Annotated in this window: 26 protein-coding genes and 2 pseudogenes; 10 read left to right on the top strand and 18 right to left on the bottom strand. The window is 58.7% G+C overall.

Annotation, left to right across the window (positions count from 1 at the left end):
- Positions 1 to 70: 70 nt before the first annotated feature.
- The gene (locus ACM6IV_RS00620; RefSeq protein ID WP_007917804.1) at positions 71 to 604 is read right to left on the bottom strand and encodes a gluconokinase; all 534 of its coding nucleotides are present in this window, start codon (positions 602 to 604) and stop codon (positions 71 to 73) included.
- Positions 605 to 820: 216 nt separating this feature from the next.
- Between ACM6IV_RS00620 and ACM6IV_RS00615 the strand changes: the two genes are divergently transcribed.
- The gene (locus tag ACM6IV_RS00615) at positions 821 to 1,852 is read left to right on the top strand and encodes a LacI family DNA-binding transcriptional regulator (protein ID WP_414868312.1); all 1,032 of its coding nucleotides are present in this window, start codon (positions 821 to 823) and stop codon (positions 1,850 to 1,852) included.
- Positions 1,853 to 1,991: 139 nt separating this feature from the next.
- On the opposite strand, the gene ACM6IV_RS00610 is transcribed toward ACM6IV_RS00615, so the two are convergent.
- Positions 1,992 to 2,864, bottom strand: coding sequence for a LysR family transcriptional regulator (locus tag ACM6IV_RS00610; protein WP_414868311.1), 873 nt, complete (start codon positions 2,862 to 2,864; stop codon positions 1,992 to 1,994).
- Between the two features lie 122 nt (positions 2,865 to 2,986).
- Here ACM6IV_RS00610 and ACM6IV_RS00605 point away from each other — a divergent pair, with 122 nt between their 5' ends.
- The 3 genes from ACM6IV_RS00605 to ACM6IV_RS00595 all read left to right on the top strand — a co-directional run bounded on the left by ACM6IV_RS00605 (position 2,987) and on the right by ACM6IV_RS00595 (position 5,678).
- Positions 2,987 to 3,427, top strand: a complete 441-nt coding sequence (locus ACM6IV_RS00605) for a PACE efflux transporter (protein WP_414868310.1) — start codon at positions 2,987 to 2,989, stop codon at positions 3,425 to 3,427.
- A 125-nt stretch (positions 3,428 to 3,552) separates the two neighbouring features.
- A complete protein-coding gene (locus ACM6IV_RS00600) occupies positions 3,553 to 4,977 on the top strand; it encodes an MFS transporter (RefSeq protein WP_414868309.1) in 1,425 nt (474 codons plus the stop codon).
- A 155-nt stretch (positions 4,978 to 5,132) separates the two neighbouring features.
- Positions 5,133 to 5,678, top strand: a complete 546-nt coding sequence (locus ACM6IV_RS00595; RefSeq protein ID WP_414868308.1) for a hypothetical protein — start codon at positions 5,133 to 5,135, stop codon at positions 5,676 to 5,678.
- A 127-nt stretch (positions 5,679 to 5,805) separates the two neighbouring features.
- Here the strand turns inward: ACM6IV_RS00595 and ACM6IV_RS00590 are convergent.
- From ACM6IV_RS00590 to ACM6IV_RS00565, 6 genes and pseudogenes are all read right to left on the bottom strand, one after another.
- A pseudogene (locus ACM6IV_RS00590) lies at positions 5,806 to 6,225 on the bottom strand (methyl-accepting chemotaxis protein); the annotation flags it as partial.
- Positions 6,226 to 6,348: 123 nt separating this feature from the next.
- Positions 6,349 to 7,125, bottom strand: a pseudogene (locus ACM6IV_RS00585) (PAS domain-containing protein); the annotation flags it as partial.
- Between the two features lie 563 nt (positions 7,126 to 7,688).
- Positions 7,689 to 8,702 (bottom strand): ABC transporter substrate-binding protein, encoded by a 1,014-nt coding sequence (locus tag ACM6IV_RS00580; protein ID WP_414868307.1) that lies wholly within the window; start codon positions 8,700 to 8,702, stop codon positions 7,689 to 7,691.
- On the bottom strand, positions 8,699 to 9,226 hold the full coding sequence (locus ACM6IV_RS00575) for a sigma-70 family RNA polymerase sigma factor (protein ID WP_414868306.1): 528 nt from the start codon (positions 9,224 to 9,226) through the stop codon (positions 8,699 to 8,701). Before ACM6IV_RS00575 ends, ACM6IV_RS00580 begins: the two co-directional genes overlap by 4 nt.
- Positions 9,227 to 9,412: 186 nt before the next feature.
- Entirely contained in the window at positions 9,413 to 10,204 is a 792-nt protein-coding gene (locus ACM6IV_RS00570) for a phosphate/phosphite/phosphonate ABC transporter substrate-binding protein (RefSeq protein WP_414868305.1), read from the bottom strand.
- Positions 10,205 to 10,345: 141 nt separating this feature from the next.
- Positions 10,346 to 11,287, bottom strand: coding sequence for a fatty acid desaturase (locus ACM6IV_RS00565; RefSeq protein ID WP_414868304.1), 942 nt, complete (start codon positions 11,285 to 11,287; stop codon positions 10,346 to 10,348).
- Between the two features lie 325 nt (positions 11,288 to 11,612).
- Between ACM6IV_RS00565 and ACM6IV_RS00560 the strand changes: the two genes are divergently transcribed.
- Positions 11,613 to 12,029, top strand: a complete 417-nt coding sequence (locus tag ACM6IV_RS00560) for a GNAT family N-acetyltransferase (protein ID WP_414868303.1) — start codon at positions 11,613 to 11,615, stop codon at positions 12,027 to 12,029.
- 123 nt (positions 12,030 to 12,152) lie between these two features.
- Here ACM6IV_RS00560 and def read toward each other — a convergent pair whose 3' ends face one another.
- The 3 genes from def to ACM6IV_RS00545 all read right to left on the bottom strand — a co-directional run bounded on the left by def (position 12,153) and on the right by ACM6IV_RS00545 (position 14,001).
- Positions 12,153 to 12,692: a peptide deformylase gene (gene def / locus ACM6IV_RS00555; RefSeq protein WP_414868302.1), complete on the bottom strand. Its 540-nt coding sequence runs from the start codon at positions 12,690 to 12,692 to the stop codon at positions 12,153 to 12,155.
- A 2-nt stretch (positions 12,693 to 12,694) separates the two neighbouring features.
- Positions 12,695 to 13,645, bottom strand: a complete 951-nt coding sequence (locus ACM6IV_RS00550; RefSeq protein ID WP_077574243.1) for a YihY/virulence factor BrkB family protein — start codon at positions 13,643 to 13,645, stop codon at positions 12,695 to 12,697.
- 164 nt (positions 13,646 to 13,809) lie between these two features.
- A complete protein-coding gene (locus tag ACM6IV_RS00545; RefSeq protein WP_414868301.1) occupies positions 13,810 to 14,001 on the bottom strand; it encodes a CsbD family protein in 192 nt (63 codons plus the stop codon).
- A gap of 197 nt (positions 14,002 to 14,198) precedes the next feature.
- On the opposite strand from ACM6IV_RS00545, the gene ACM6IV_RS00540 reads away from it, so the two are divergent.
- The gene (locus tag ACM6IV_RS00540; RefSeq protein WP_041068691.1) at positions 14,199 to 14,576 is read left to right on the top strand and encodes a hypothetical protein; all 378 of its coding nucleotides are present in this window, start codon (positions 14,199 to 14,201) and stop codon (positions 14,574 to 14,576) included.
- Positions 14,577 to 14,826: 250 nt separating this feature from the next.
- Here ACM6IV_RS00540 and fadD1 read toward each other — a convergent pair whose 3' ends face one another.
- Together fadD1 and fadD2 are read right to left on the bottom strand one after the other, a co-directional pair.
- The gene (gene fadD1 / locus ACM6IV_RS00535) at positions 14,827 to 16,524 is read right to left on the bottom strand and encodes a long-chain-fatty-acid--CoA ligase FadD1 (protein ID WP_414868300.1); all 1,698 of its coding nucleotides are present in this window, start codon (positions 16,522 to 16,524) and stop codon (positions 14,827 to 14,829) included.
- 357 nt (positions 16,525 to 16,881) lie between these two features.
- Positions 16,882 to 18,570 carry a long-chain-fatty-acid--CoA ligase FadD2 gene (fadD2, locus tag ACM6IV_RS00530; RefSeq protein ID WP_414868299.1) on the bottom strand — a complete coding sequence of 563 codons (1,689 nt, stop codon included), beginning with the start codon at positions 18,568 to 18,570 and terminating at the stop codon, positions 16,882 to 16,884.
- A gap of 200 nt (positions 18,571 to 18,770) precedes the next feature.
- On the opposite strand from fadD2, the gene ACM6IV_RS00525 reads away from it, so the two are divergent.
- Positions 18,771 to 19,715 (top strand): lysophospholipase, encoded by a 945-nt coding sequence (locus tag ACM6IV_RS00525; RefSeq protein WP_414868298.1) that lies wholly within the window; start codon positions 18,771 to 18,773, stop codon positions 19,713 to 19,715.
- Between the two features lie 43 nt (positions 19,716 to 19,758).
- Entirely contained in the window at positions 19,759 to 20,229 is a 471-nt protein-coding gene (locus ACM6IV_RS00520) for a MaoC family dehydratase (RefSeq protein ID WP_003227420.1), read from the top strand.
- A 262-nt stretch (positions 20,230 to 20,491) separates the two neighbouring features.
- On the opposite strand, the gene ACM6IV_RS00515 is transcribed toward ACM6IV_RS00520, so the two are convergent.
- A complete protein-coding gene (locus tag ACM6IV_RS00515; protein ID WP_414868297.1) occupies positions 20,492 to 20,959 on the bottom strand; it encodes a ferritin-like domain-containing protein in 468 nt (155 codons plus the stop codon).
- 204 nt (positions 20,960 to 21,163) lie between these two features.
- Here ACM6IV_RS00515 and ACM6IV_RS00510 point away from each other — a divergent pair, with 204 nt between their 5' ends.
- Positions 21,164 to 21,400 carry a DUF3820 family protein gene (locus tag ACM6IV_RS00510; RefSeq protein ID WP_003227425.1) on the top strand — a complete coding sequence of 79 codons (237 nt, stop codon included), beginning with the start codon at positions 21,164 to 21,166 and terminating at the stop codon, positions 21,398 to 21,400.
- Between the two features lie 30 nt (positions 21,401 to 21,430).
- A complete protein-coding gene (locus ACM6IV_RS00505; RefSeq protein ID WP_414868296.1) occupies positions 21,431 to 22,612 on the top strand; it encodes an aminotransferase class V-fold PLP-dependent enzyme in 1,182 nt (393 codons plus the stop codon).
- Here the strand turns inward: ACM6IV_RS00505 and ACM6IV_RS00500 are convergent.
- The 4 genes from ACM6IV_RS00500 to zwf form a co-directional block, all read right to left on the bottom strand.
- Positions 22,609 to 23,088 carry a hypothetical protein gene (locus ACM6IV_RS00500; protein WP_414868295.1) on the bottom strand — a complete coding sequence of 160 codons (480 nt, stop codon included), beginning with the start codon at positions 23,086 to 23,088 and terminating at the stop codon, positions 22,609 to 22,611. The genes ACM6IV_RS00505 and ACM6IV_RS00500 overlap by 4 nt on opposite strands.
- A gap of 270 nt (positions 23,089 to 23,358) precedes the next feature.
- The gene (locus tag ACM6IV_RS00495) at positions 23,359 to 24,024 is read right to left on the bottom strand and encodes a bifunctional 4-hydroxy-2-oxoglutarate aldolase/2-dehydro-3-deoxy-phosphogluconate aldolase (RefSeq protein ID WP_414868294.1); all 666 of its coding nucleotides are present in this window, start codon (positions 24,022 to 24,024) and stop codon (positions 23,359 to 23,361) included.
- Positions 24,025 to 24,041: 17 nt separating this feature from the next.
- Complete coding sequence (gene pgl, locus ACM6IV_RS00490) at positions 24,042 to 24,755, bottom strand: 6-phosphogluconolactonase (protein ID WP_414868293.1); 714 nt, start codon at positions 24,753 to 24,755, stop codon at positions 24,042 to 24,044.
- Positions 24,742 to 26,208, bottom strand: coding sequence for a glucose-6-phosphate dehydrogenase (gene zwf, locus ACM6IV_RS00485; protein WP_414868292.1), 1,467 nt, complete (start codon positions 26,206 to 26,208; stop codon positions 24,742 to 24,744). Before zwf ends, pgl begins: the two co-directional genes overlap by 14 nt.
- Positions 26,209 to 26,346 lie beyond the last annotated feature (138 nt).

The following is a 26,346-nucleotide window of genomic DNA, read 5'->3' as shown; positions in this document are numbered from 1 at the left end:
CTGGATTGTTGTTGTTATTAAAGCGGGTTAAACAGAAGTCGGGAGGACAGCGCTATCTCTTTCAACACACTCATACCGCCTGTTTCAGACCGTGGGCCTGCCACCAGACGTGAGCCTGGGACGCCAGTTCTTCAACGCTGTGGATCGAAGCATTCAACGCCAGCGTCAACGGCTCGCCCTTCGGCGATTCGAGGGTGGCGAACTGACTTTCGATCAACGTCGCCGGCATGAAGTGGCCCGGACGATGGGACACACGCTCAGCAGCGACTTCAGGGGTCAATTCAAGAAACACGAAGCCCAGGCCTGGCAAGGCGCTGCGCAACACTTCGCGATAACTGTGTTTAAGGGCCGAGCAGGTGAGCACCGGGCGTTTGCCCGAGGCATCGACGCGACGCAATTCATCGCACAGGCTGTCTAGCCAGCCGGCACGGTCGTCGTCGTTCAGGGGGATCCCCGCGCTCATCTTTTCGATGTTCGCGGCCGGATGGAAAGTATCGCCTTCAATGGCAGTGGCGCCGCTCAATTGGCACAGGGCCTCGCTGACGCACGTCTTGCCGCAACCGGCAACGCCCATGATGACCAGGGCGGTGATGGGATGACTCATATAACACCTCAGCGCGCAGACAGCGCTACCTTTGCTAGCTATGACTCTAGTGCACAGGCAGAAGTTGCCGACGCCTTCTTGTCGTTTTTTTGGGTTGCAGCAGGTTTGTTCCCAACGCCAAAAAGCGAAGATCAGGCAGGACCTCGCTTACGCATTTGCAGCTGCATCAGGACAGCGCTACCTTAGTGCCTTGATTTTTGTTTGGCAAGCCGCCCGATGACCTCCCCTAAAAACGATAAAAACACGCGCACCACCGGCCGTCCCACCCTGAATGAAGTTGCCCGTCTGGCCGGTGTCAGCCCGATTACCGCCTCCCGCGCTTTGCGTGGCGTCAGTACCGTGGCCACCGAACTGGTGGAAAAAGTCCAGAAAGCCGCCCTCGAACTCAACTACGTGGTCAACCCTGCCGCCCGTGCTTTAGCCTCGGCGCAGAGCCATTCGGTCGTCGTGTTAGTGCCTTCGCTGTCCAACCTGCTATTCATCGATACGCTGGAAGCCATTCATCGGGTACTCACGCCCAAAGGCTTCGAAGTGCTGATCGGCAACTTCCACTACTCGCGCGATGAAGAAGAAAACCTGCTGCGCAACTACATGGCCTATCAGCCGCGCGGTTTCCTGTTGACCGGATTTGATCGCACGGAAAGTTCGCGGCGGATGATCGAGGCGAGCAACATTCCCTGCGTGTACATGATGGAACTGGACAGTGCGGCCGGGGTGAATTGCGTGGGTTTCTCGCAGCTCAGTGCCGGTGAAACGGCGGCCGAGCATTTGCTCTCTCGCGGGCGCAAGCGTCTGGCTTATATTGGCGCGCAACTCGATCAGCGCACTCTGTTGCGCGGCGAAGGCTTTCGCAAAGCGTTGCAAAAGGCCGGGCGCTACGACCCGGATCTGGAAGTGCTGACGCCTCGCTCTTCATCGGTGGGCTTGGGCGGGGAACTGTTTTTGCAGTTGCTCGCGGCGCATCCGGATGTCGATGCGATTTTCTTTGGTAACGACGACCTGGCGCAGGGTGCATTGCTGGAAGCGCTGCGCAATGGCATCAGGATTCCCGAGCAGGTGGCGATTCTCGGTTTCAACGACTTGCCGATGTCCGAACACATGGTGCCGCGCCTGAGCAGCATCAACACCCCGCGTGAAGCGATTGGCCGGCGCGCGGCGGAGCAGATGCTGACGTTGATGGCCGGTAACAGCGTCGCCCGTCCGGTGGAAGACATGGGCTTTGAACTGAAGATCCGCGAGAGTACCTGACCTCCCACAGATTCAAGGTTGAAACACAGTTCCTGTGGGAGCGAGCCTGCTCGCGAAAGCGCTGTGTCAGATAAGCATGTGCCGACTGACACGACGCTTTCGCGAGCAGGCTCGCTCCCACATTGGATCTCCACAGTCGCTATTGGCTGAGCAGGTCAACGAGGGCCAGCGCACCTTTCTGTAGAGGCTGGCTCTTGAGCCACACCGCGTGCACCGGCATCACCAGACCGTTTTCGATGTTGCGGAAATTCAGCCGTTTCAGCCGCCCGGACTCAATCCGCGGCTGCACCACCGACAACGGAAAATTGCCCCAGCCCAACCCCGCCTCGACCATTTCCATCGCCGTCCCAAGGCTGTCGGTGCGCCAATACGACTGCGCCACCAGCGGCCGCGTTTCACTGATCGGCAAGTCGCAACTGGCGACGATGATCTGCCGCACATGCACCAGATCTTCCAGAAACAAATCCTGCCCCTGTAACAACGGACTGTCCGCCGCCAGCGTGGCGATCATCCGTTCGTTGCCGACAAACTGAAAACGCTCCAGCACATTCATGCTCAACCCGGCGAACGCCAGGCACAGGCTGATGCGGCCACTGTGCAGCATTGCCAGCACGTCGTCCTGCGGTGCGGTCAGCACTTCGATGTCGAGCAATGGATGGCGCTCGGCGATTACCTTGATTGCGGCCAGCAAAGGCCGACGATCGATGTCCGCGACCACACCAATCGACAACTTGCTTTCCAAACCCAGCGACAACTCCACGGCATGCACTTGCAACTGCTTGAGCTGCTCGGCGATCAGCCGCGCATGGGGTACCAGCGACAACGCCATCGCCGTCGGTTGTGGTTCGCGATGGCTGCGGTCGAACAGCAGATAACCGAGTTCGGCCTCAAGGTTGCCAATACTCATGCTGACAGCGGAAGGCACTCGACCCAACGCCCGCGCCGCTGCCGAAAACGAGCCGCGTTCAATCACGGCAAGAAACAGCTCGATGCTGTCGCTATTGAAATTCACCTCAAATACCTATCAATAGAACTGAAAGTAGCTGACTTTTTCTGTCAGCCCTATTGAAGCTATCTTTCGCCCCCTGCGCCAGTCCCCCTGGCCAACAAACGGCAAGAAAGAGGCAATTCCCCATGCAAGGCGTCAAACGCAAACTGGTTTATGTGTCGCTCTACGAAGTGATCGGCATGACCTTCTCCGCCCTCGGCCTGGCGTTGCTGTCCGGCACGTCACCCGGCAGCACCGGCCCGTTGGCGGTGATCATCACCACCATCGCCGTGACCTGGAACTTCATTTACACCTCGCTGTTCGAGCACTGGGAGAGCCGCCAAGTGTCGCGCACGCGCACGGTGAAACGCCGTATCGCCCACGCAGTCGGCTTTCAATTGACGCTGATCGTGTTCCTGATTCCGTTGATCGCCTGGTGGATGAACATCAGTCTGATACAAGCGTTCCTGCTGGATCTGGCGCTGATCATTTTCATCCCGTGCTACACGTTCGCCTTCAACTGGCTGTTCGACCGGATCTTCGGGCTGCCAGCGTCGGCGCTACCGGATTCGGCGGCAGCGGCATAAATCGTTAATTCGTAAGCATATATTGCAAAAAATCAGCGGTTTGGCTGCTCAAACCGCCGATATTCACAATCCATTAACTCCGATAGCAGGCTAAGCTTTTCCATCAATAAAAAATGGATCAGCCCATGACTGCACACGCCCCCGCCGCCGCGCACAGCGACGGCATCGACCCGATACGCGCCGCTGAGGTGTCCGCCCGCATTGATCGCCTTCCGGCAGTTGCGACGATCTGGCGGCTGGTGGCGTTGTTGTCGATCGGTGGTTTTTTCGAACTCTACGACCTGTTCCAGACCGCTTACATCAGCCCGGGGCTGATCCGCGACGGCATTTTTGCCACCGGCAATCAGGGCGTGTTCGGTTTCTCCGACCAAGCGGCGTTTGCCTCGGCGACGTTCCTCGGCCTGTTTTTAGGGGCCAGCCTGCTCAGTCCGTTGGCGGATCGCTTCGGCCGCCGCGCGATCTTCACCTTCGCGCTGGTCTGGTACACGGTGGCGACGGTGTTGATGGGGATTCAGAGTTCGGCGTTGGGCATCATCTGCATGCGTTTTCTGGTCGGCATCGGCCTGGGTATCGAGCTGGTGACCATCGACGCTTACCTCTCGGAACTGGTACCCAAACGCATGCGTAGCTCGGCGTTTGCCTTCGCGTTTTTCGTGCAGTTCCTGTCGGTGCCGGCGGTGGCATTGATGTCGTGGTGGCTGGTGCCGCAAGCGCCGTTCGGTGTCTCCGGCTGGCGCTGGGTGGTGCTGGCCAGCGCAGTGTTTGCGCTGTTTATCTGGTGGCTGCGCAAGCGTCTGCCGGAATCGCCGCGCTGGCTCGCGCAACATGGCCGCTTTGATGAGGCCAAGCGGATTCTCGACGACATCGAGGCCCGTTGCGAAAAGGATCACCGTAAACCACTGGATGCTCCCGAAGCCGTTCCCGTCGACGTCGAAGGCAAGGGCCGTTTTGCCGATATCTGGCAGCCGCCATATCGCCGTCGGGCATTGATGTTGATTGTCTTCCACATTTTCCAGGCCATCGGTTTCTTCGGTTTTGGCAACTGGTTACCGGCGCTGCTGTCCGGTCAGGGCGTCAGCGTCACCCACAGTTTGATGTACGCCTTCATCATCACCCTCGCCTACCCGCTCGGGCCGTTGCTGTTCGTCAAGTTCGCCAACCGCTTCGAGAACAAATGGCAGATCGTCGGCTCGGCCCTCGGCGCGATGACCTTCGGCACTTTGTTCGCCCTGCAGACCAGCCCATTCGGGCTGATCTTCTGCGGGGTGATGATCACCTTCTGCAACGCCTGGCTGAGCTTCAGTTATCACTCGTATCAAAGCGAACTGTTCCCGACCAACATTCGCGCGCGCGCCGTGGGTTTCTGCTATTCGTTCAGTCGTTTGTCGACGGTGTTCAGCAGTCTGTTGATCGGTTTGTTTCTGGACAATTTCGGTACGCCGGGGGTGTTGGCATTCATCGTCAGCAGCATGCTGATCGTGATGTTGACCATCGGCGGGTTCGGCCCGCGCACGCGCAATCTGGCACTGGAGAACATTGCCCATCGCTGAGAGTGGCAACGGTCATCCCCTGCCGCTTATCGGCAAGGGATGACCGCTACGCACACCTGATCAATGAACAACCTATTGAAATAAAACGACTTATTCAGAAGGCACGGTAATTGCTCCGATACGCGAGTCAGCAATTACCTACAGGTCCACACATCATGTTGATCAGTGCCAAACAACAGCAAATCATTCACTTGCCCAGAGCGCTGAATGACGATGCAACGTCCACCGCCGCGGCCGGTCTGCAAGGTGGCCTGCACGGCGCCATGCTGCAAACCCTGCAAAACCAGACACAGGCACAAACCGCCGAAGCCACGGCCAAGGTGCAGGATTCGGCCACACAGATCGCCACCCAGCAAGTCAGCGAAGCCACGCGCATCAGCGACAACGTCGACGAAGCCTTCGCCAAGACCCGCGTCAACCTGCAAGCCACAGACGCCACCACGGCTTCCGGGAAATCCGCCACCGATGAATTCAAGGATTACATGAGCAAGACGCCGGAACAGCGTCTGCGCGACAGTATCCTGCAGTCCATGGGCCTGACCGAAGACGACATCAAAGCCATGCCGCCGGAAAAACAACTGGCCATCGGCAAAGAAATCGCCGAGCGCTTGCAGGACAAGATGAAGCTGGCGCAGGCGGAGAAAGACAACGATGTGAAGGACAGCGACAAGCAGGCGGGCAAGTTTCTCGCGGCGCTCTGATCTCGGGTCAAATGATAATCCCTTGCAGGAGTGAGCCTGCTCGCGATAGCGGTTTATCAGTGACATCTTCGGTGACTGACTAACCGCTCTCGCGAGCAGGCTCACTCCTACAGGTTTGGCTGCGTTTTCAGTTCAGTTGCAAGGTCTCATTGAACTGGCTGATCGCATCCACCACATGCCGCGAGCCCTGCTGAATTTCCAGAATCACCTCCCCCGCCTCGTTCGCCAGCTCAACCCCGAGGCCGGTGCGGCTCAGACTTGATTGCATACTCGACACCGCACTCAACGACAGGTCGTGGTTCTTGCGCACCACTTCGACGATTTCCAGCGTCGCCTGACTGGTACGCGCCGCCAGGCTGCGGACTTCATCCGCTACCACCGCAAAACCCCTTCCATGCTCACCGGCGCGCGCCGCTTCGATGGCAGCATTGAGCGCCAGCAAGTTGGTCTGATCGGCAATGCCGCGAATGGTCTGGACGATGGTGCCGATGATGTCCGACTGTTTGCTCACCGCATCAATGCTGGAAGCCGCTTCGTTGAGGTCGCGGGAAATGTCCTGAATGATCTGCACCGTTTGCTGCACAACCTGTGAGCCTTTTTGCGCGCAGGCGTCGTTTTGTACCGAGGTGCTGTGGGCCGATTCGGCAGCGTTCTGCAGCGTGGTCATCTGATGGGTGATGTCGCTGGCGAACTTGACCACTTTGTACAAGCGGCCCTTGGCGTCGAACAACGGGTTGTAAGACGCCTCGAGGTAAACCATCTGCCCCGACTTGTTCTTGCGCTCGAAACGGTGCGAGTGATATTCGCCGCGATTGAGCGACGCCCAGAATGCCTTGTACTGCGCAGACTCGGCTTCGGCCCGATGGCAGAACAGGCTGTGATGATGGCCGACGATTTCGTTGAGCGAGTACTGCATGGTCTTGAGGAAGTTGTCGTTGGCAGTGATGACATTGCCTTGCGGGGTGAACTCGATCACCGCCATGGAGCGACCGATCGCCGCCAGCATGCTTTCCTCTTCGTGTTCCTTATTCACCCGGGCGGTGATGTCGGCGGCCACTTTGATCACGCTTTGGACTTGTTTGTCCGGACCATAGACCGGCATGTAACTGGCTTCGAGCCAGACCTCCCTGCCAGCCTTGTTCAAGCGCAGAAATGTGCCACTGATCGGCTCACCGCGAGCCAGATCACGCCACAGCTTTGCGTACTCTTCGCTGCGGTAAAAAGCCTCTTCACAAAACACCCGGTGATGTTTGCCACGCACTTCATCGGCGCTGTAGCCCATGGTCTTGCAGAAGTTTTCATTGGCATCGAGAACGATGCCGTCAGGGCTGAACTCGATCATTGCCATCGAACGGCTGATCGCAGCCAACTTGGCATTGGCCTCGGTCAAGGCGCAGCTGAAGCGCTCGATCTGCTGCAGGTCAGCCTTGTGATGTAGGTTGAACATGGTTGTATCACCTTCCGCGCGGACTTTTGATTTGATGAAAGTTCGGTTCTTTCACGATCCACCACTACGTTCCACAGAACAGGCACACGCATTCCTCCACGGGAGGAAGTTGTCAGGTGATAAATGATGATCAATCGGAGAGTCCAGGTAATGACGCTCTAATCAAGACATCCTTCTCTTGATAGCCCGCACGCGGGCCAGCCCTAACGCGTTGAAGAACTTCCATGTAAGTGACGCTCCTTGTTGGTTCAGTGTCGGTGCCTTGGGTTGCGCACTCTGGCAGCATGAATTCACGGACCAACGATGTGCATCAGCCAGGTTTTGACATGACGGTCGACATAGTTAGTTAGAAGTAGCATAGCCAGCACGAAGCCTTGCGCAAGGCCACTAGTCGGCCAGTATCTGGCACTTTTTGCACAAGAAACGGTTCAGCGCGGGGAGAAATGTTGCCGGGGCGGACGCTTTCGCGAGCAAGCTCGCTCCCACATTGGAATGCTCTCCTGTGGGAGCGAGCTTGCTCGCGAAGGCGTCATAAGAGGCACTACAGAAACAACAGAAATGACTTACAGACTTCCGCTCACCTTGGTCGCCACATCCGCAGGCACCCACGGCTTCCAGACTTGCGGCTGATCGCGCAAAAACGCCTCAGCCACCACTCTCGGCTGCAAACGTTTTTCGCTCATTCCGGCCAGGGTCTGGTTCAGCAGATCAATCGGCAAATCCACCTTTTCAAAGAACGTCACCAGCTCCGGATACTGCGCCTTGAACGGCGCCGACACGCCAATCGCCAGGCTCGCCGGCATCGAGCGGGTGCCTTTGGGGTTTGGATTGTTGGCATCCGCCAGAGTCTTCCACGCCTCGGCATCAAACGGCGGCTCTTCCAGTTTGACCAGTTTGAACCGGCCCAGCAGCGGCGTCGGTGACCAGTAGTAGAACAACACCGGTTTGCCACGCTTGATCGACGATGCCACTTCGGCATCCAGCGCCGCGCCCGAACCGGTGCGGAAGTTGACGAAACTGTCGTTCAGCGCATAAGCCTTGAGTTTCTGGCTGTTGACGATCTCCGAGGTCCAACCGGTCGGGCTGTTGAGGAAGCGTCCGCGAGACGGATCTTCCGGATCGCGGAACACGTCTTTGTAGCGCGGCAGATCGGCCACTGATTTCAACTCCGGCGCCAGCGCTTTGATGCCGCGCTCGGGGTCGCCCTTGATCACATATTCCGGCACCCACCAGCCTTCGGTGGCGCCTTTGACCGTGTCACCCAAGCCAAATACCTTGCCCTCGGCGGCCGCCTTGACCCACGCCGGACTGCGCCCGGCCCATTCTTCGCCGATCACCTGAATATCGTTTTTCGCCAGTGCGGCCTCAAGGCTCACTGTACTGCCGGGCAGCGTGTCGGTCGGGTAGCCGTAGCCTTTTTCAACGATCAGGCGCAGCACTTCGGTGATGAAACTGCCGCTCTCCCAAGTGATGTCGCCGAAGTGGATCGGCGCGGTTTTTTCCGTTGCCGAAACAGCACCGACGCTCAGGCTCAGGGCCAGCAGCGAGGTGCCGAGCAGGGTTTTGATCGATCTCATGCGGACCTCTTGTTTTGCAGGAATTGGTTGGCGCTGTGGCGATCGCACAGCGCTTGGGAACGGCTCATGTAGACGCTGACCGATCGCTGGGAGATGCCCAGTTCGGCAGCGATTTGCGGGTACGTCAGGCCGTCGATACGGGCGAGCAGAAACGTCGTGCGGACCTTGCCGGGCAAGCGCTGCAGGGTGTGATCGAGTCGATGGAGGGTTTGCGCCAGCTGGGCGAGGTCTTCCGGGGAGGCGGCGTCATCGACGTCGATCTGCTGGCGATGACGACGCTCCAGCTCACCCCGCCGCCAGCGCTGGTAGAGCAGGCGCTGAGCGATGGTCGTCAGCAAGGCGCGCGGTTCACGAATGGCCCTCAGCGCCGGGGCTTCGAGCAATTGCGCAAAGGTTTCGGAGGCAATGTCTTCACGGCTCGCGGCGTCATGCAGATGACGGCGCAGATAACTGCACAACCATGGGTAGTGGGCGCGGAACAAGTCGTCCACGGTGGGGCGATGGGATAGGTCGGTGCCGGACATAGGGGCTCCTGGGTTAGGGGTCGCTGAATGTCCGGTCGTCCGGTGGCGCGATCGTAGCAAGGCGCCTTATTCTTTAATAATATTTAAATTTCATTTTTATATTCTATTTACGAATAAAAGATCAAAAGAGCACAGCCTTCGGTAGCGCTTACACCCACCCTCTTAGCTGCAGAAGGCTGCAATCTTTCAGCGCAAGCGGCCATAGCCAAGTTCTACAGCCTCACGTTGGTAATCAAGCAGGATCTGATAATCGCTCTCGCTGGCTGCAAGCACTTCAGGCAATCCCAAGGCCCGCACGACATCGGGGAGTTCACGCAGGGTTTCGTTCATTACCTGCCGCAATGCCTCTACCTGCTTATCCGTAGCACTGCCAACGGTAATGAACGGCAGGGTCGGACTCAACGCACTACGCGCGACCACCCGCAAACCGCTGACCTCTTCCGGCGCATGCCGGGCGAGGTAGGCATAGGTGACGCTGTCGATAGCGGCGAGATCGCCAAGGTTTTCCCGCAGCCAGCGCAGACTTTCCCGATGGCCGCCACTGCTCACCACGGTCGAGAAGAATTGCCCATTGCGCTGCAACGGCGCCAGGCTCTGCCGCAACAGGTTCATGCCGCTGTTGGAATCTTCGCTGTTGATCACCCCGCGACTGTTGCGAAAGTCCGCCAGGGTTTTACGCGGATCATCAGCGCGGCTGAAGATCAGGCTGCAATGGCTGCCGGCACTGGCGTCGGGGAGTTCGTAGCGTGGGCGACCGACGATGCGTACTTGTCCGCGCAAAGCCGTCATCAGCGGATAGCCGCAGGTTTGCGTAAGCAGTAGATCCGGAGATAACCAGAGTTCGGGCAATGTCAGGCCTTCAGCGCTCAGGCGCGTATGCCCTAGCTGCTCAAGAATGCGTGCGATCCAGCGCTCGTTGGCCGCGCGGATCGGCTCGGGGGCGACGTACATCAGGAGTTCGGTGTGGTGTTGGGTCATACACATTTTCCCAGGGCTATACATATCCAATGTAGGAGTGAGCCTGCTCGCGATAGCGGCGCATCAGTGACATCGTCGGTGCCTGACACACCGCTATCGCGAGCAGGCTCACTCCTACAGGGTCTTGCGGTGGTCTTGAGATCAGTGAAAGGGATGCTCGGGACTGTCGATCGGCTCGAAGCCATGGCGCCGCCAGAACTCGCCATATCCTTGCACCAGAAAGCCGCCACTGCGCTCGATCCATTGCTCGCGATGCATCCGGTAAACCTTGGGCAAGTCGTACCAAGCAAGCTTGGGCAAGTCGTGATGCACCAGATGAAAATTCAGATTCAGAAACAGCCAGCGCCACGGCCAAGCCGCTTCGTTCAACACCGTGCGCTGTTCGGGTTGTGCGTGGGGACGGTGTTCATAGTAGGAGCGGATCATCGCGATCGACAGCGCTGGCACACTGATCAGCAACAAGTAATGCCAGACCGGCAGCACGCTGAAGCGGGCAATGAACCACAGCATCAATAACGTGAACAGGCCATGGGTCAGCCACATCAACCAGGCCTGGCGCTCGCCCTTCTTCAGCCGCTGCAACTCTGCTTTGGCCAGCGCCGTCAGCGCCAGCGGTGCACCGATCACAAAGCGCCCGAGCACGGTTTTGTTCAGCCAGTGCAGGCTGCGCTCGAACAGCGAACGGCCCTGCCAGTCAGCGCGGCTCAGGTAACGACTTTCCGGGTCGACGCCGGGCACGGTCAGGTTCTCATCGCGGTGATGCAGCAAATGGCTGTCGCGATACAACGTGTACGGATACCACACGGCAAAAGGCGCATAGCCAAGTACCTTGTTGAAGCGCACCCAGCGCGTCGGATGCCCGTGCAGCAATTCGTGTTGCACCGACAGCCACAACACCACCAGCGGAATCAGCAACAGCGTGCTCAAGCCACGGCCCAGCCAATGACTATTGAGGACAATCGCGAACCAGGCGCCATGGACGCCGATCAGCAACAGCCAGGTCGGCCACTCGGTACGGGCCGTGAAGCGTTGGCGCAGGGTTTCGATCTGCTGACGATGGGCGGCGTCGAAGTAATGGGACATGGCGTTGCTCGGAACGGGATTCTTGCCCCTCTGTGCAACGACGCGGTGCAATCTTGCAGATTATTTTCGGGTGCAGGCAGGAGCCCGAGAACCGGGCTCCGGAAAGGCGTGATCAATGACCGAAGATGTCGACTTTCTTGGCTTTCTTCTCCGCGCGTTTTTCAATCGCGGTCTTGGCCGGTTTCTTCTTCGCCGCTTTCTTTGAATCCATACCTTTGGACATGATGCGTACTCCACTCACAGGGGATGTAGGCTCAGGTATACACCTATCCTGTGGCGCGCGTTCTTTTATAATCGCCGCTTTGCGCGCCGACAGTCCGATCCCATGCCCGACACTCAATACAGCCTGCTCGACGAGTCATTATGGCCGTTGATGAACAAGTTTTACCGCAGCCACCAGTCCTCGATGAAAGCGGTTCGCGATGCGCAATTGTGGGTTGCGCGGCGGGGGGAGATTATCGGTGCGTTGTGCTTGCGGCCAGTGGCGGGCGGGCATTGGTTGACCGGGTTGTTTGTAGATCCGGGGTGTCGTGATCAGGGGATTGCCGCGCAGTTGATCGCGGCAGCGGTGCAGGATGTGAGCGAACCGGTGTGGCTGTTCTGTCATCCGGACTTGCGCGGTTTTTATGAGCGGCGCGGGTTCACGTTCGACCCGGCCCTGCCCCACGCGATGGCGGAGCGCTTGAGCCGCTATGCGCGGAGCAAGCCGATGATTGCGATGGAGCTCAAACCTTCAACCTGATGCAGATCCCAATGTGGGAGCGGGCTTGCTCGCGAAGGCGTCGTGTCAGTCAACAAATGTATTGAATAAAACGACGTCTTCGCGAGCAAGCCCGCTCCCACAGGGGATTTTAGTGGCTTCGGATCAGTCGTCAGCGCTGGGATCGAGATCCGGGAACATCACTTCGGTAAAACCGAACTTGCTGAAATCAGTAATGCGCGACGGGTACAAGCGGCCGATCAGGTGATCGCATTCATGCTGCACAACGCGGGCGTGAAAACCTGACGCGACACGCACAATCGGCTCGCCCTTCGGATCAAACCCTTCGTAGCGAATCTGCTGATAACGATCCACCGCGCCGCGTAAACCCGGCACCGACAGACAACCTTCAAAGCCCTCCTCCATCAACGGACTCAGCGGCGTGATCAGCGGATTGATCAGAATCGTCTGCGGCACCGCTTCAGCGTCCGGGTAGCGTTCGCTGTGTTCGAAACCAAAGATCACCAGTTGCAGGTCGACGCCGATCTGCGGCGCTGCGAGGCCGACGCCGCCGACGCTTTCCATGGTCTGGAACATGTCGTCGATCAGTTGCCACAGCTCAGGGCTGTCGAACATTTCGGCCGGCACTGGCGGGGCGATGCGCAGCAGGCGCTCGTCGCCCATTTTCAGAATTTCACGGATCATGATCAGACTTCGTCAGTGTCCGGCTTGAGCGAATGATCGCGGCCCAGGCCCGAAACGTGTTGTTTGGGATGTTCATCGAGTTCGCCGGGGACTTTCTCACCGGCATCCTTGCCCTCGCTGGACATGTGCTCGATCACCGCATTCATTTCGGCGCCGAGCAACAGCACGGCGGCGGAAATGTAAAAGTACAGCAACAGCACGATGATCGCCCCGATGCTGCCATACATCGCGTTGTAGTTGGCGAACGTCTTGACGTAAAACGCAAACCCCAATGAGGCGATGATCCACACCACCACGGCAAGCACTGAACCTGGGGTGATGAAGCGGAACTCCTGTTTGACGTCGGGCATGACGTAATAGATCAGCGCCACGGCGACCATCATCAGAATCACGATCACCGGCCAGCGCGCGATGGTCCACACGGTGACGATGAAGTCTTCCAGCCCCACCTGCGCGGCGATCCAGCCCATCACCTGTGGCCCGAGCACCATCAGCGCGGCTGCCACCAGCAGCATGCCGGCAATGCCGACGGTGTAGACAATCGACAGCGGGAAGCGCTTCCAGACCGGTCGGCCTTCAACCACGTCATACGCAGCGTTCATCGCGCTCATCATCAGGCGCACGCCGGCGGAGGCGGTGTACAGGGCAATCACGATACCGACGGACAGCAGACCACCCTTGGACTGCTGCAACTGATCAATCACCGGATTGACCTGCTCCAGCGCCTGCGGCGGCAGAACCAGTTCCGATTGCAGGCGCAGCCAGGAGAAGAAGTCCGGCAGGTGCAGGAAACCGATCAGCGCGATCAGGAACAGAATGAACGGGAACAGCGAGAACAGCATCTGGTAGGCCAGTGCCGAGGCATAGGTCGACATCTCGTCGTCGACGAATTCAGTGACCGTGCGCACCATCACCCGGTGCAGGGGCAGACCTTTCATGTCCGGAAAAATCATTCGCGTCTCCTTTCGCCGCAATACAGGTTGAAGTCGTGGCGACTCAGGGGCCGTTTTTTACATCACGGTAGCCTGTTTGGCGAACCTCGTCGGGCCGCTGCAGGCTTTTGACACAAAAACGGCCATCCTTGGATGGCCGTTCATGTATTTCGTTCAAGGCTGAATTACGCCTTGTCGACACCTTTTTTCACGGCGTCCTTGGCTTTACCCACCGCTTGCTGGGCCTCGCCTTTTTTCTCTTGAACCTTGCCTTCGGCTTGCAGCTTGCTGTTGTCGGTGGCCTTACCGACGCCTTGCTTGACGTTGCCGACGGCTTCGTTAGCCATGCCTTTTACTTTATCGCCTGTGCTACTCATGGTGTTTCTCCGTGATGCATAAAGGGGGAAAAGTCAGTACGTAATGATTGACTGGCCGGGTTTGCGCCAAGTTTCATTTATTTTCAGTGGCTCATTTCGTCGCGGCGTGCAGGTTGGGCTTTATGTTTGCTGCCCAACCCACGAGAATGCCCACCCTATGGGCGCTGTGCGCCAGAGACCGATCCCGCAGGAATGTTATGAAACTCGATAAAAAGCAGGCCATCGCCCGTCGCAACCAGGAACTGGGCGGCGCCGTGCTCGGCACCAACAACTGCCACTTCGCCGAACTGAACCGTAACCGCAACATCTGGTGGTTCGACCTGCCGGTGTCGCGTCTGGCCGTTGGTCAGTACGAGTGGATTCACTTGCTGATGCACACGCCGGCCACCGACGAACTGCTGCACCTGAAAGTGCCGACGGTGTTTCTGCGTGAAAAGCTTGAAGGACTGGTGATTCGCAACGAAGGCAAGCGTAAAGCGGCGTTGAGTCTGGAATTGAGTGCGGACAAGGATTCGTATCTGCAGGACATGCGTCCGGCGGGGACCAACGTGAATTTTGCGCCGTTTCGTCAGTAGGATTTGTGCAATGCCCCTTTCCCCTCACCCTAGCCCTCTCCCAGAGGGAGAGGGGACTGACCGAGGTGTTTGGGCGAGATATACCGACCTGAGATTCCTGAGTTGGCTCAGGTTCTGAAAGGCCCCCGATCGGCTCCCTTCCCCCTCGCCCCCTTGGGGGAGAGGGTTGGGGTGAGGGGGAGATTTACCAGACACTGCAAATTTACAGTCTGTGCCAACAAAAAGCCCCGCATCTGCGGGGCTTGGTGTTTCAGGCGGCGGACTTGGCCTTGATCTTCTTCAGCTCTTCATCACGCAACTCGCGGCGCAGGATCTTGCCGACGTTGGTGGTCGGCAGCGCATCGCGGAATTCCACCGAACGCGGCACCTTGTAGCCGGTGACATTGGCGCGCATGTGGTCCATGACCTGCTCTTTGGTCAAGGTCACGCCCGGTTTGGCGACAATGAAAATCTTGATCGCCTCGCCTGACTTCTCGTCCGGCACGCCGATGGCCGCGCACTGCAACACGCCCGGCAGGGTCGCCAGCACGTCTTCCAGTTCGTTCGGGTAGACGTTGAAACCGGAGACCAGAATCATGTCTTTCTTGCGATCGACGATGCGCATATAACCGTCCGGCTGGATCAGCGCGATGTCACCGGTCTTCAGCCAGCCGTCGCTGTCGAGCATTTCATCGGTGGCTTCCTGGCGCTGCCAGTAGCCCTTCATCACTTGCGGACCTTTGACGCACAGTTCGCCGATTTCACCCAGTGGCTGCTCGACACCGGCATCGTCGATGACTTTGCACAGCGTCGATGGCACCGGAATGCCGATGGTGCCGATCTGGATGTTCTGGATCGGGTTGACTGTGGCCACCGGACTGGTTTCGGTCATGCCGTAACCTTCGCAGATGGCGCAACCGGTGACCGCTTTCCAGCGTTCGGCAGCGGCCAGTTGCAAGGCCATGCCGCCGGACAACGTGACCTTCAGCGCCGAGAAGTCCAGCTTGCGGAAACCTTCGTTGTTGCACAGCGCCACGAACAGCGTGTTGAGGCCGACGAAACCGCTGAATTTCCACTTCGACAGTTCCTTGACCATCGCCGGCAGGTCGCGCGGGTTGCTGATCAGGATGTTGTGGTTGCCGATCAGCATCATCGCCATGCAATGAAAGGTGAACGCATAGATGTGATACAGCGGCAGCGGCGTAATCAGGACCTCGCAACCTTCATTGAGGTTGGAGCCCATCAGCGCTTTGCACTGCAGCATGTTGGCGACGAGGTTGCGATGGGTCAGCATCGCGCCCTTGGCCACGCCGGTGGTGCCGCCGGTGTATTGCAGCACCGCAACGTCGCCGCTGTCGGGATTGGCTTCGGCCACTGGCTGGCCCTGGCCTTTGCTGAGCACATCGTTGAACTTGACGGCTTTTGGCAAGTGGTAGGCCGGCACCATTTTCTTCACGTACTTGATGACGCTGTTGATCAGCAGACGCTTGATCGGCGGCAGCAGGTCGGCAACTTCGGTGACGATCACGTGTTTGACGCCGGTTTTCGGCACCACGGCTTCGGCCAGATGCGCCATGTTCGCCAGGCAAACAAGGGCTTTGGCGCCGGAGTCGTTGAATTGGTGTTCCATTTCCCGCGCGGTGTACAGCGGGTTGGTGTTGACCACGATCAGCCCGGCGCGAATCGCACCGAAAACGGCCACCGGGTACTGCAGGACGTTGGGCAGTTGCACGGCGATTCGATCGCCTGGCTGCAAATCGGTATGCTGTTGCAGATACGCGGCAAACGCACCGGACAATTCGTACAACTCACCGTAGGTGATTGTCTTGCCCAGGTTGCTGAAAGCCGGTTTGTTGGCGAAGCGTTGGCAGGATTGCTTCAACACTGCCTGAATGTTCGGATACTCGTCCGGATTGATGTCGGCAGCAATTCCAGCCGGGTATTTATCCTTCCAAAAGTCTTCGATCATGGAAGCCCACTCCTCAGCAACGCGAATTCTTCACCGCATTTGATGCGATTATTATTGGTGTGTGTTTGGTATTGGTGAATCTGGCTTTTACATAGGCCGAGAAGTCACAAAGCGCGCCGAGAGTAGCAGCTTTGCCAAGGGTCGACTAGAGCCAAAAACGGCCCCTACAGTCATTATCATGACTCAAGACTATCTAGCAGTCATTTTAGAGCAAAAATCCTAGAACACCTCGAAACCCTTTGAAATTGGGGACTTTCTCTCAAAAGCAGCGCGGGCAAGCCCGCTCCCACAGGATGACAGAGAACCTGTGGGAGCGTGGCTTGCCCGCGATCCGCGCGAAGCGCGGCCATTCACCGATTACGCGATATCGCGCAACTCGCGCCGCAGTATTTTCCCGACAGGCGTCATCGGCAATGACTCACGCAAGACAATGTGTTTCGGCACTTTGTAAGCGGTGAAATTCTCTTTGCAGTAGGCCTTGAGCTCTTCGAGGCTGACCCCGGTTTCCCGCGCCACTACGAACAGCTTCACCGCCTCGCCCGAACGCTCGTCCGGCACGCCGATCACCGCGCAGTTGGCCACCTTCGGGTGCGCCATTACCACGTCTTCGATCTCGTTCGGGTACACGTTGAAACCGGAGACGATGATCATGTCCTTCTTGCGATCGACGATGCGCACGAAACCGTCCGGATCGATCACCGCGATATCGCCAGACTTGAACCAGCCCTCGGCATCCAGCACTTCGGCAGTGGCTTCAGGCTTGTGCCAGTAGCCCTTCATGATCTGCGGGCCCTTGATGCACAACTCGCCGCGCTCGCCCATTGGCTGCTCGACACCGTCATCGTTGATCACTTTGAGCAACGTGCCCGGCACCGGCAATCCGACCGTGCCCAGCCGCGATTGATCGCCGTACGGGTTGGTGCAGGCCACCGGCGACGTTTCGGTGAGGCCATAACCTTCGGTGATACGGCAACCGGTCATCTGCTCCCAGCGCTCAGCGGTGGCTTTGACCAGCGCGGTGCCGCCGGAGTTGGTGAGCTTGAGACTGGAAAAATCGAGGGTCTTGAAGTCCGGGTGATCCATCAGCGCCACGAACAAGGTGTTCAAGCCCAGCAGCGCCGAGAAGCGCCAGTTCTTCAGTTCTTTGATAAACCCGGCAATGTCCCGTGGATTGGTGATCAGCACGTTATGGTTGCCGGAGACCATCATGCACATGCAGTTCGCGGTGAAAGCATAGATGTGATACAGCGGCAGCGGCGCGATCATCACTTCCTGACCTTCGCGCAACAGCGGCTGGCCATCGGGGCCGAGCTGCGCCAGGCAGGCGCGCACTTGCTGCATGTTGGCTACCAGATTGCCGTGGGTCAGCATCGCGCCCTTCGCCAGCCCGGTGGTGCCACCGGTGTATTGCAGCACAGCGATGTCGTCGAGGTTGACCTTCAGCGGCTTGATCCCCAGGCCGCGGCCCATGCGCAGCGCGCTTTTAAAGGAGATCGCCTGCGGCAGCGAATACGCCGGGACCATTTTCTTTACTTTGCTGACCACCGTGTTGACCAGCCAGCCTTTGGCAGTGGGCATCAGGTCGCCCATCTTCGCTTCGATCAGGTATTGAATGTCGGTGTCGCCCAGCACTTCCTGGACTTTCTGGCCGAACATGTTCAGGTACACCAGTGCCCGCGCGCCGGAGTCCTTGAACTGATGGCGCATCTCCCGCGCGGTATACAGCGGGTTGGTGTTGACCACGATCAGCCCGGCACGCAGCGCACCGAACACGGCAATCGGGTAATGCAGGATGTTGGGCATCTGCACGGCGATGCGATCCCCCGGAACCAGATCGGTATGCGCCTGCAGGTAACCGGCGAAGGCGGCGCTCTGGCGCTCAAGCTCGGCGTAGGTCAAGGTGATACCCATGTTGCTGAACGCCGGGCGATCCGCGAACTTCTTGCAGGAACGCTCGAACACCTCGATCACCGACTTGAACTCACCCATGTCGATGTCCAGCGGTACGCCGGCCGGGCGTTTGTCGTTCCAGAAATCAGGTTGCATTATTCTTGTCCTCTTTACCTGAGCCGATCCGGGGCCGCTTTCTGTCATTTCTGAAAAAGCGGAGCTTCACGGACACTAGCAGCTATGGCCATTGAGGCAAATATGGACAAAGCCGTCATTGACCGTGTGAATCTTCCTGCCGTGGCGTGAGCTGATCAGACGCGCTATACAATGTTCCGACTCTGAGCAAAGGAATCGCCATGATCCACGACACCCTATGGCTGGACGCGAGTGACCGCAGCCGCCTGTTCGTCAATCAATGGCTGCCCGCGGCGCCGTTGAAAGCGGTGATCCTGCTGGCCCACGGCATGGCGGAACACAGCGGCCGCTACGCACGACTGGCCGACACGTTTTGCGACAAAGGATACGGCGTGTACGCCCCGGATTTACGCGGGCATGGCAAAACCGCCAATCACGGCACCCTCGGGCACTTCGCCGATGACGACGGCTGGTGCAAAGTGCTCGGCGATCTGGCCAGCCTCAATCAATACATCGGTCAGCAGCACCCCGGCGTACCGATCATCCTGCTGGGTCACAGCATGGGCAGCTACCTTGCCCAAGCCTATCTGCTGCATCACAGCGCCAGCCTGCATGGGGCGATTCTCAGTGGTTCCAACTTTCAGCCCGTGGCGCTGTACCGCGCTGCGCGGCAGATCGCCCGCCTGGAAAAACTGCGTCAGGGCGGCAAGGGCCGCAGTGCGCTGATCGAATGGCTGTCGTTCGGCTCGTTCAATAAAAAATTCAAGCCGGTGCGCACGCCGTTCGACTGGCTGAGCCGCGATCCGGTGGAGGTCGACAAGTACGCTGCCGATCCTCTATGCGGCTTTCGCTGCACCAATCAACTGTGGATCGACCTGCTCGGCGGCTTGCAGCAGATCAGCAAAGCGTCCAATCTCGCGCAGATCGACCCGGGCCTGCCGCTGCTGGTAATCGGCGGCGAATGTGATCCGGTGAGTGAAGGCAAGCGTCTGACAGATCTGGCCAATGCCTTGCGCACGGCCGGCAGCCAACACCTGCAACTGAAGATCTACCCGCAGGCGCGGCACGAATTGTTCAACGAAACCAATCGCGACGAAGTGATCGCTGATGTGCTGGCCTGGATCGATCAGGCCCTGAGCCATCCGCGCCCTCAGCGCAGCGAATAATTTATTTGTGGATTCACTGAATCCGTCACAGGAATCGAGACCGATGACCCAGGTTACCAACATCCCTTACGAAGCCCTCGAAGTCGGCCAGACCGCCAGCTACAGCAAAACCGTCGAAGAGCGCGACATCCAGCTGTTCGCGGCGATGTCGGGCGACCACAACCCGGTGCACCTGGACGCCGAGTTTGCCGCTGCGAGCATGTTCAAGGAGCGTATCGCTCACGGTATGTTCAGCGGCGCACTGATCAGCGCCGCCGTGGCCTGCGAGCTGCCTGGGCCGGGCACTATCTATATCGGCCAGCAGATGAGTTTTCAGAAGCCGGTGAAGATCGGTGACACGCTGACAGTGCGTCTGGAAATTCTCGAGAAGCTGCCGAAGTTTCGTGTGCGTATTGCCACTCGCGTGTTCAACCAGCGTGATGAGTTGGTGGTGGATGGTGAGGCGGAGATTCTGGCGCCGCGCAAGCAGCAGACAGTGACCCTGCCGACTTTGCCGGCGATCAGCATTGGCTGATTGATTGGCGGGGTGTCAGTGAGAGCTTTCCCCCTCACCCCAGCCCTCTCCCCCAGGGGGGCGAGGGGGAAAGGGAGCCGATCTGCGCTGTTTTCAGATTTTGAGTTCGACTGAATATTTCAGGTCGATGTAGCTCGAAAAAACACCTCGGTCAGTCCCCTCTCCCTCCGGGAGAGGGCTAGGGTGAGGGGCTCTTGCTTTGGCTTTCCCCCAGACATAAAAAAACGCCAGACCAGCTGGCGTTTTTTATACCGACAAGCGCTTACGAACGAGCACGAGCCTGGTTACGCAGCGCTTTCACCTGGTCGTGATTACGTTGTACGCCGTGATACTGGCGTTCGACCAAGTCACGAATGCCGACCAGGTTGTGCTTGTTGATCTTCTCGATGGCTTCACGATAAGCCTTCAGCGCATGGTCTTCGCCGCGCTCGGCTTCATTCAGCACAGCCTCTTCGTCTTTGCCGGTGAACATGGATTTGACGTCGACCCAGCGACGGTGCAGATCACCGGCAACACTGGTAGAGGTTTCCGGATCACCGCCCAGCGAACGCACCTGAGCCTGCAACTCGGCGGCCGCAGTGGCGCAGTCAGCGGAGCGCTGCACAAACAGGGTTTTCAGCTCTGGATGCTTGATGTCTTCAGCGCAAGTCTTGAACCCTTCCTGACCGTCCTTGCAGGTTTCAATCAGGTCATTGAGTACAGAGATGGCTTCTTTATTCATGTCGGTCATTTTTCAATTCCTTGCGATGGGTTGAAGATGCAAGGGATATTGCAGTGTGCGTGCCAGTTTTTTATTTTTCAAAAAGCCTTTTAAATCAAATAGTTAAAGATAAGTGAACTATCTGTATCACGGTTATTTGCATGATCTGTCATTTGGCCTGCATGCAGAATGCCTGTATTTTCCAAGCTGATTTGAAGCCAGACGATCTCACTGATGAATCCCGAAAAACTCGAACTGCTGATCACCCGCGAAATGCCCTTCGGCAAATACAAGGGCCGGATCATTGCCGACCTGCCGGGGCCGTACCTGAACTGGTTTGCCCGTGAAGGTTTCCCCCACGGCGAACTCGGTGGCTTGCTCGCGCTGATGCAGGAGATCGACCATAACGGCCTGTCGGATCTGCTCGAACCGCTGCGCGCCAAACACGGCAAACCTGCCCCGCGCCATTAAAGCGCCCTCCTCTTTCAGAGTCAGCCGACCATGCCCGATAACACCCGCCGCGCCCGTGACGAAGCCTTCTGGCAAACGTTCGCCGATCGCTACGACATTCAACCCGGCCCCGTGAACCTGGAAAATGGTTACTTCGGGCGCATGTCGCGCACGGTGATCGAGGAATACCAGCGCAATATCGAGCTGATCAACAACAGCAACTCGGTGTACGTGCGCCAGCGTTTCGAACAGCACGACAACCTTGATATCCGCGCCCAACTGGCCGAGTTGATTGGCGTGCGTGCGCAGAGCGTAGCGTTCACCCGCAATGCCACCGAAGGCCTGCAATCGCTGATTCGCAACTACAACCGCTTGCAGCCGGGCGATCAGGTGCTGATCAGTGATCTGGAATACGACACGGTCAAAGGCGCGATGCGCTGGCTGGCCAGACATCGCGGCGCCGAGGTGATCGAGATCGCCCACGCGCACCCGGCGAGCTACGACAGCCTGCTGGAAACTTATCGCGAGGCGTTTATCGGGCAGCCGAAACTCAAGCTGATGGCCCTGACTCACGTCACTCACCGCACCGGTCTGGTGATGCCGGTGCAAGCCATCGCCGCGCTGGCCAAAGAGCATGGCGTCGATGTCATCCTCGACGGCGCCCATGCACTCGGTCAGATCGAGTTCGACCTCGACGCCCTCGGCATCGCGTTCGCCGGATACAACCTGCACAAATGGATCGGTGCCCCGCTCACCCTCGGCTTCCTCTATATTGCGCCGCAACGCCTGACCGACATTGATCCGGACATGGGTGAAATGCATTACCCGGCTAATGACATCCGCGCGCGCACGTCGTACAGCACGCCCAACATTCCAGCGCTGATGACCTTGCCACTGGTGTTCGAAGAGCACCGTTCCCTCGGCGGCGCACCGGCCAAAGGCGCCCGTCTCAATTATCTGCGCAACCTGTGGGTCAGCGCGGTGCGGCACTTGCCGGGCATCGAGGTGATGACGCCTGACGATCCACGGCTATATTGCGGCATCACATCGCTGCGCTTCACCCGTCATGACGATCAACAGGCGATGGCCGAGCGTTTGCTCAACGACTACAACCTGTTCACCGTGGTGCGCAACGGCGCAGCCAGCGGGCCAAGCATCCGCGTGACACCGGGGCTGACTACCACCGCTGCCGAAATGCAGCTGTTGGTAAGGGCGCTGAACGAGCTGCGCTAAAACACCGCGCCCGTGGGCTTTTCGTAGCCCGCAAGGCCGATCTGCGACGACACCGCAAAGGTGTCGACGCCGATCGTCAGGCTGCCGAAGTAGCCGTCCTCCACGCCCTCTCCGCCAATCGGTCGCAACACCAGCCGAGAGGCGTCATCCCCCGCCACTTCACAGGTACAGGCGTTGGGAAGATGCAGCAGCCCTGTCCAGGCCTCTTGATGTGACTGCGGGTGTTGATCATCACTGGCAATACACACGGTCATGGCGATGCAGGACGCACAACCCGACTGCCGATCCGGATAAATACTGGTAAACCGCACGATGCCTTGGCTGTCGGTCGACTGTGTGCCGTACAGACTGTCGGCGCCAATGCTCTGTTCGATCCGAACCTGGGCGGCAACCACGGGCTCACCCGTCATGGCGTCGACCAGGGCAAGACGCAATACCAATGGCAGGCCTTCGATGCCGCGGCTTATGTTACGCACGTTGTGTCCGGTTTCGCGCCAGTCAAGGCTGCCAACGATTTGGGTTGGCCGTTGATGCAGAGATGGGTGTTTCAAGGCTACAGATTGATGGTCGTCCATGAGGCGTTCTCTCTTCCGTAAGATGAACGCAGATTAGCGCCACGCAAACGCGGCTGTGCGGTAACTATGTATCGCTTGATGTCCTGGCACTTTCTTCCAGGCAAAAAAAACGGTGCACCGACCAAGCGCACCGTAAAGCCGTAGAACACACAACGAAGTGTCTGGTAACAATCAGTCCAGCAGCGCCAGTGCCTCAGCGGTGCAATCCTGAATACGGGCCCAGTCGCCGTTCTTGATCCACTCCGGATCAAGCATCCAGCTACCGCCCACGCACATGACGTTTTTCAGCGCCATGTAGCTCTTGATGTTGGCCGGGCCGACGCCGCCAGTCGGGCAGAATTTAACTTCGCCGAACGGGCCGCCGAGGGCTTTGATTGCTGCCACGCCACCGCTGACTTCAGCCGGGAACAGCTTGAAGCGGCGATAACCCAGGCCATAACCTTCCATGATGCCGGAGGCATTGCTGATGCCCGGCAACAGCGGAATCGGGCTGTCGACGCTGGCCTCGAGCAGGTCACGGGTGATGCCTGGGGTGACGATGAACTGCGAACCAGCGGCTTCGGCTGCCGCGAGCATGTTGCGATCGAGCACGGTGCCGGCACCGGTCATCAGCTCCGGACGCTGGTCGCGCAGGATCTGGATGGCCTTGAGGCCGAACTGCGAACGCAGGGTCACTTCCAGCGCGGTCAAGCCACCGGCAGCGAGGGCGTCAGCCAATGGCAGCACGTCCTGTTCGCGAGCGATGGTGATCACCGGCAGGATCCGCGCCTTGGCGCAGAGGCTGTCGATCAGGGCAACTTTGTCCGCCATGGAAACGGTCGGGGATGGGGTTGTCATAGCGGCTGTTCCTTGGCTCATGGGCACCAGTAAATCTCTAACGTAGGTTGCAGAAACGCGCGCACCGGCATGGCGGCGACGTCGTCGGATGCCAGTGCGGCATTCAGGGTGGTCAGTTTCGACTGACCGGAAATCGACAGAATCTTGTGTTTCGCCGAAGCCAGCAGCGCACGGCTCATGGTCAGGCGCTGACGCGGCACGCTTGGCGCCAGCATCGGCCAGCAACGGCGGCTGCCATCGACCTGCAACGCTTCGGCGAGGTTCGGGCTGTCAGGGAACAGTGACGCGGTGTGACCGTCATCGCCCATGCCCAACACCAGCACGTCAATCGGCGGCAATTCGGCGAGCAGGCGATCCGCCTGTTCGGCAGCCTGCTCGACGTTGGCCGCCGCGTTATACAGGCTGAGGAACTGCGCCTTGGCCGCCGGGCCTTTGAGCAGGTATTGCTTGAGCAGGCCGGCATTGCTGTCGGCATGTTCAACCGGTACCCAGCGTTCGTCGGCGAGGGTCACAACGACCTTCGACCAGTCCAGCTCCTGCTTGGCCAGGTGCTGGAAAAACGCCACAGGGCTACGACCGCCCGACACCACCAGAACCGCGTTGCCGCGTGCGGCAATGGCGTCGCTCAATTGCTTGGCGACGTTCAGCGCCAGACCTTCGGCCAACAGCACCGGGCTCTTGAATTCGTGAGCGTTCACGCCCGCAGGCAGTTGCACATCAGATATCGCCATACCACGACCTCCCGTCCCGCGTGATCAATGCAATGGAGCTCATCGGCCCCCACGACCCGGCCGCATACGGCTTGGGCGCGTCACCGGATTTTTTCCACCCGGCGATCAGCTGGTCACACCATTTCCACGCGGCTTCGATTTCATCTTTACGGACAAACAGGTTCTGATTGCCGTTCATCACTTCCAGCAACAACCGCTCGTAGGCATCGGGGATCCGCGCGCTACGCCAGGTGTCGGAGAAATTCAGTTGCAGCGGGCCGCTGCGCAGTTGCATGCCTTTGTCCAGGCCCTGCTCTTTGGTCATCACGCGCAGGGAAATGCCTTCGTCCGGTTGCAGACGGATGATCAGTTTGTTGCTGATCTGCAGGCGTTGTTCCGGCGCAAAAATGTAGTGCGACGGTTCCTTGAAATGGATGACGATCTGCGACAGTTTCTGCGGCATGCGCTTGCCGGTGCGCAGGTAGAACGGCACGCCGGCCCAGCGCCAGTTACGGATGTCGGCACGCAGGGCGACGAAGGTTTCAGTGTCGCTCTGGGTGTTGGAATTCGGTTCTTCGAGGTAACCCGGTACGGATTTGCCTTCGCTGTGGCCGGCGATGTACTGGCCGCGCACCACTTGCGTGGTCAGGCCTTCCGGACTGATCGGCGCCAGGGCCTTGAGCACTTTTACTTTCTCGTCACGGATACTGTCGGCGGAAAGGTCGGCCGGCGGGTCCATGGCGATCAGGCAGAGCAGCTGCAACAGGTGATTCTGGATCATGTCACGCAGCTGGCCGGCCTTGTCGAAGTAGCCCCAACGGCCTTCGATGCCGACCTTCTCGGCCACGGTGATTTCCACGTGGGAGATGTAATTCTGGTTCCACTGGGTTTCGAACAGGCTGTTGGCGAAACGCAGGGCGATCAGGTTCTGAACGGTTTCCTTGCCCAGGTAGTGGTCGATGCGGTAAGTGCGGTTCTCCGGGAAGAACTGCGCCACCGCGTCGTTGACCTTGCGCGACGACTCGAGGTCGGAACCAATGGGTTTTTCCAGGACCACGCGGGTGTTTTCTGCCAGACCGACTTTCGCCAGGTTCTCGCAGATCGCGCCGTACACCGCTGCCGGCGTCGCGAAGTAGGCAATCATGCGTTGTGTGCTGCCGGCCTGTTCGGCCAGCGCCACGTAATCTTCTGCCTTGAGGAAATCGACGTGCAGGTAGGTCAGACGCGCGAGAAATCGCTCGACCACGGCTTCGTTCAGCTCTTTGCCTACGTAACGGCGCAGTTCGGCGGCGATAAACGCCATGTGCTGTTGCTCGCTGCCAGCTTCACGGGCCAGCGCGATGATGCGCGTGTCCTCGTGGAGCAGGTCGGCGCCATCGAGGTGATAAAGGGCAGGAAACAGCTTGCGCAGAGCCAGATCGCCAAGCGCGCCGAACAAGGCAAAGGTGCACGGTTCAACCGTAATCGAAGGCATGATGTTTGTTCTTTTATCAAGTTAAGCTACAAATACCTTTTTTCAAGGCATCACTCAAGGGAAAATGTAGTAATAACCACAACATTTTCCCAAAATACACAATCCGAGTGGTGGTCGCCCGGACGCATCAGTAGGATA

The sequence above is a fragment of the Pseudomonas sp. IT-347P genome, assembly GCF_949768005.1.
GTDB lineage: Bacteria > Pseudomonadota > Gammaproteobacteria > Pseudomonadales > Pseudomonadaceae > Aquipseudomonas.
Note: the sequence above shows the minus strand (reverse complement) of the source record. Positions and strands in the feature narration are given on the sequence as shown.

Coding starts and splice junctions, on each gene's coding strand:
- ACM6IV_RS00560 (WP_414868303.1), top strand. CDS start 11,613: ATGCCCGACACTCAATACAGCCTGCTCGACGAGTCATTATGGCCGTTG.
- ACM6IV_RS00600 (WP_414868309.1), top strand. CDS start 3,553: ATGACTGCACACGCCCCCGCCGCCGCGCACAGCGACGGCATCGACCCG.
- fadD2 (WP_414868299.1), bottom strand. CDS start 18,570: ATGCAACCTGATTTCTGGAACGACAAACGCCCGGCCGGCGTACCGCTG.
- ACM6IV_RS00605 (WP_414868310.1), top strand. CDS start 2,987: ATGCAAGGCGTCAAACGCAAACTGGTTTATGTGTCGCTCTACGAAGTG.
- ACM6IV_RS00515 (WP_414868297.1), bottom strand. CDS start 20,959: ATGACCGACATGAATAAAGAAGCCATCTCTGTACTCAATGACCTGATT.
- ACM6IV_RS00505 (WP_414868296.1), top strand. CDS start 21,431: ATGCCCGATAACACCCGCCGCGCCCGTGACGAAGCCTTCTGGCAAACG.
- ACM6IV_RS00570 (WP_414868305.1), bottom strand. CDS start 10,204: ATGACCCAACACCACACCGAACTCCTGATGTACGTCGCCCCCGAGCCG.
- ACM6IV_RS00525 (WP_414868298.1), top strand. CDS start 18,771: ATGATCCACGACACCCTATGGCTGGACGCGAGTGACCGCAGCCGCCTG.
- zwf (WP_414868292.1), bottom strand. CDS start 26,208: ATGCCTTCGATTACGGTTGAACCGTGCACCTTTGCCTTGTTCGGCGCG.
- ACM6IV_RS00565 (WP_414868304.1), bottom strand. CDS start 11,287: ATGTCCCATTACTTCGACGCCGCCCATCGTCAGCAGATCGAAACCCTG.
- ACM6IV_RS00620 (WP_007917804.1), bottom strand. CDS start 604: ATGAGTCATCCCATCACCGCCCTGGTCATCATGGGCGTTGCCGGTTGC.
- def (WP_414868302.1), bottom strand. CDS start 12,692: ATGATCCGTGAAATTCTGAAAATGGGCGACGAGCGCCTGCTGCGCATC.
- ACM6IV_RS00510 (WP_003227425.1), top strand. CDS start 21,164: ATGAATCCCGAAAAACTCGAACTGCTGATCACCCGCGAAATGCCCTTC.
- ACM6IV_RS00595 (WP_414868308.1), top strand. CDS start 5,133: ATGTTGATCAGTGCCAAACAACAGCAAATCATTCACTTGCCCAGAGCG.
- pgl (WP_414868293.1), bottom strand. CDS start 24,755: ATGGCGATATCTGATGTGCAACTGCCTGCGGGCGTGAACGCTCACGAA.
- ACM6IV_RS00545 (WP_414868301.1), bottom strand. CDS start 14,001: ATGAGTAGCACAGGCGATAAAGTAAAAGGCATGGCTAACGAAGCCGTC.
- ACM6IV_RS00540 (WP_041068691.1), top strand. CDS start 14,199: ATGAAACTCGATAAAAAGCAGGCCATCGCCCGTCGCAACCAGGAACTG.
- ACM6IV_RS00575 (WP_414868306.1), bottom strand. CDS start 9,226: ATGTCCGGCACCGACCTATCCCATCGCCCCACCGTGGACGACTTGTTC.
- ACM6IV_RS00550 (WP_077574243.1), bottom strand. CDS start 13,645: ATGATTTTTCCGGACATGAAAGGTCTGCCCCTGCACCGGGTGATGGTG.
- ACM6IV_RS00615 (WP_414868312.1), top strand. CDS start 821: ATGACCTCCCCTAAAAACGATAAAAACACGCGCACCACCGGCCGTCCC.
- ACM6IV_RS00520 (WP_003227420.1), top strand. CDS start 19,759: ATGACCCAGGTTACCAACATCCCTTACGAAGCCCTCGAAGTCGGCCAG.
- fadD1 (WP_414868300.1), bottom strand. CDS start 16,524: ATGATCGAAGACTTTTGGAAGGATAAATACCCGGCTGGAATTGCTGCC.
- ACM6IV_RS00495 (WP_414868294.1), bottom strand. CDS start 24,024: ATGACAACCCCATCCCCGACCGTTTCCATGGCGGACAAAGTTGCCCTG.
- ACM6IV_RS00580 (WP_414868307.1), bottom strand. CDS start 8,702: ATGAGATCGATCAAAACCCTGCTCGGCACCTCGCTGCTGGCCCTGAGC.